We start from the raw sequence: 2,550 nt of genomic DNA, 5'->3' as shown, positions 1-2,550 counted from the left end.
GTATTTTCCCGACCGCGCACGGCGCCTACGGCTGGGCGTTCGCGAACGCGGCCGGGCAGGTGAATGCGCGGCTGTGAGCCCGCTGCCCGCCGTCGTCAGGCGGCGGGCAGTACGCCTGCCAGCACGGTGCCGATCTGGGCCACCGCGCGGTCGACGCTGCCGGTCGGCTGGAACAGGTGACTCAGGGTCAGGCGGACCATGACCTCGACGACCGAGGTGAGTTCGTCGTCGGACAGCTCGGCGAGCTGGTAGCGCTCGCGCGCGGTGCCGGTCAGGGCCGCGACGGCGCGACCGAGGACCGGTTCCGGGTCGCTCATCAGGGCGGGCAGCAGGGCGGTGTCGCCTTCGCTACGGCCCGAGAGCACGGCCTTGATCAACGTGTTGTCGCCGGCGTTGCGCAGGGTGTAGTCCGCGGCCGCGGTCATGCCCGCGAGCGCGTCCGCCGGATGCTCGGCCAGCGTCTCGCCGATCCCGGCCAGGTAGATCACGAGCTCGCGCTCGATCAGCGCGTCCGCGAGCGCCTGCTTGGTGCCGATCTCCTTGTAGAGGACGGGCCTGCTGATACCGACCTCCTTGGCCACGCGCGACATGTTGACCGCGCCCCACCCCTCGGTGACGACCATCGTGCGGGCGGCATCGAGCATGCGGTCGCGCAACAGCTGACGCATCTCGGCTTGGAAGTTCGGCGATTCGACCACCCGGCCATCGTACATGTGCTATCGATTCTGCTTCGTCATTGACATTCTCTCAAACGTTGTATTCAATGAGAACACATTCGGCTATGTTGTAAACGAACACGGCAATATCCGAGCTGCTGTCTCGGCGACCAGGAGAATGACAATGACGACATCTCGCATCGACGACCACGAAGGGTCGACGGCAGTACTGCACTGGCGCGACCCCAAGCGCTACCTGTGGCTGTTCGGCCTGGTCGCGCCCAGTTCCGCGCTGCTGGCCTCGGCCTTCGTGTGGGCCTTCAACCAGCTGGGCTTGGAGTCGGTCGCGCCGGTCTGGTGGTGGCTGGGGCCGCTGCTGGTGTACGTGCTGCTGCCGATCCTGGATCGCTTCTTCGGCCCCGACGGCAAGAACCCGCCGGAGGAGGTGATGGAGCTGCTAGAGAACGACCGGTACTACCGGTACTGCACCTACGCCTACATCCCGCTGCAGCTGGTGAGCCTGGTCTTCGCCTGCTACCTGTGGTCGGCCGACAACCTGTCCTGGCTCGGCATCGACGGTGGCCTCGGCCTCGTCTCGAAGATCGGCCTGGCCTTCACCATCGGCGCGATGGGCGGCATCGGCATCAACACCGCGCACGAACTCGGCCACAAGAAGGACGAGCTGGAGCGCTGGCTGTCGAAGATCACCCTCGCCCAGACCGGCTACGGCCACTTCTACATCGAGCACAATCGCGGCCACCACGTGCGCGTGTCCACCCCGGAGGACCCGGCCAGCGCCCGCTTCGGTGAGTCGTTCTGGACCTTCCTGCCGCGCAGCGTGTGGGGCAGCCTGATCTCGGCGTGGGAGCTCGAGCGCACCCGCCTCGAGCGACTCGGCAAGGGGCCGTTCACGATTCACAACGATGTGCTCAACGCGTGGCTGATGACGGTGGTGCTGTGGGCGGTGCTGGTCGCGGTGTTCGGTCCGGTGATCCTGCCGTTCCTGCTGATCCAGGCGGTGTACGGATTCTCGCTGCTGGAGACGGTGAACTACCTCGAGCACTACGGTCTGCTCCGGCAGAAGACCGCCTCGGGTCGCTACGAGCGCTGCACCCCCGAGCACAGCTGGAACTCCGACCACATCGTCACCAACATCTTCCTCTACCACCTGCAGCGGCACAGCGATCACCACGCCAACCCGACCCGGCGCTATCAGACGCTGCGGCACATGGACGGCGCGCCCGAACTCCCCAGCGGCTACGCCAGCCTGATCGGCCTGGCCTATCTGACGCCGCTGTGGCGCAAGGTGATGGACCCGCGCGTGCTCGCGCACTACGACGGCGACATCACCCGCGTGAACATCCAGCCCGCCAAGCGGGACAAGGTCCTGGCGAAGTACGGAGCGCGCTGATGGCTGCCTACCTCTGTCCCGTGTGCGACTACCGCTACGACGAGCGAATCGGCGCTCCCCGTGAGGGTTTCCCCGCTGGCACGGCATGGTCGGCGATTCCCGACGACTGGTGCTGCCCCGATTGCGGTGTCCGCGAGAAGCTCGATTTCCAGCTGAGCGAGGAGGTTTCGCGATGAGCGACTACAAGCTGTTCCGTTGCGTGCAGTGCGGATTCGAATACGACGAGGCGCTGGGCTGGCCCGAGGACGGCATCGAGCCGGGCACCCGCTGGGACGACATCCCCGACGACTGGTCGTGCCCGGACTGCGGCGCCGCCAAGGCCGACTTCGAGATGCTCGAGGTGAGTCGCGGATGAGCGCCAGGATCGTCATCGTCGGCACCGGTGTCGCCGGTGCCACCGCGGCGCAGACGCTGCGGCGCGAGGGCTACGACGGCGAGATCTGCCACGTCGGCGCCGACACGGACCAGCCGTAACGTCGGCCC

General features: G+C 66.9%; 5 protein-coding genes. 4 read left to right on the top strand and 1 reads right to left on the bottom strand.

Annotation, left to right across the window (positions count from 1 at the left end):
* Window positions 1-95 precede the first annotated feature (95 nt).
* Window positions 96-698, bottom strand: a complete 603-nt coding sequence (locus ACFWPJ_RS30230; protein ID WP_378856528.1) for a TetR family transcriptional regulator — start codon at window positions 696-698, stop codon at window positions 96-98.
* 142 nt (window positions 699-840) lie between these two features.
* On the opposite strand from ACFWPJ_RS30230, the gene ACFWPJ_RS30225 reads away from it, so the two are divergent.
* The 4 genes from ACFWPJ_RS30225 to ACFWPJ_RS30210 are packed head-to-tail and all read left to right on the top strand — an operon-like array spanning window position 841 to window position 2,541.
* Window positions 841-2,067 carry an alkane 1-monooxygenase gene (locus ACFWPJ_RS30225; RefSeq protein WP_378856526.1) on the top strand — a complete coding sequence of 409 codons (1,227 nt, stop codon included), beginning with the start codon at window positions 841-843 and terminating at the stop codon, window positions 2,065-2,067.
* Window positions 2,067-2,243 (top strand): rubredoxin, encoded by a 177-nt coding sequence (locus ACFWPJ_RS30220; protein WP_378856524.1) that lies wholly within the window; start codon window positions 2,067-2,069, stop codon window positions 2,241-2,243. Before ACFWPJ_RS30225 ends, ACFWPJ_RS30220 begins: the two co-directional genes overlap by 1 nt.
* Window positions 2,240-2,422, top strand: coding sequence for a rubredoxin (locus ACFWPJ_RS30215; protein WP_019046747.1), 183 nt, complete (start codon window positions 2,240-2,242; stop codon window positions 2,420-2,422). The genes ACFWPJ_RS30220 and ACFWPJ_RS30215 overlap by 4 nt, the downstream gene beginning before the upstream one ends.
* A complete protein-coding gene (locus ACFWPJ_RS30210) occupies window positions 2,419-2,541 on the top strand; it encodes an NAD(P)-binding protein (protein WP_378856522.1) in 123 nt (40 codons plus the stop codon). The genes ACFWPJ_RS30215 and ACFWPJ_RS30210 overlap by 4 nt, the downstream gene beginning before the upstream one ends.
* Window positions 2,542-2,550: the final 9 nt, after the last annotated feature.

Origin of the sequence: Nocardia sp. NPDC058497 (assembly GCF_042720195.1) — a bacterium.
GTDB lineage: Bacteria > Actinomycetota > Actinomycetes > Mycobacteriales > Mycobacteriaceae > Nocardia.
The sequence above is the reverse complement of the archived record's forward strand: the minus strand, read 5'-3'. Positions and strand labels throughout refer to the sequence as shown.

What these genes read in the sequence shown, in the direction of transcription:
- ACFWPJ_RS30220 (WP_378856524.1), top strand. Translation starts at nt 2,067, where the DNA reads ATGGCTGCCTACCTCTGTCCCGTGTGCGACTACCGCTACGACGAGCGA.
- ACFWPJ_RS30225 (WP_378856526.1), top strand. Translation starts at nt 841, where the DNA reads ATGACGACATCTCGCATCGACGACCACGAAGGGTCGACGGCAGTACTG.
- ACFWPJ_RS30215 (WP_019046747.1), top strand. Translation starts at nt 2,240, where the DNA reads ATGAGCGACTACAAGCTGTTCCGTTGCGTGCAGTGCGGATTCGAATAC.
- ACFWPJ_RS30210 (WP_378856522.1), top strand. Translation starts at nt 2,419, where the DNA reads ATGAGCGCCAGGATCGTCATCGTCGGCACCGGTGTCGCCGGTGCCACC.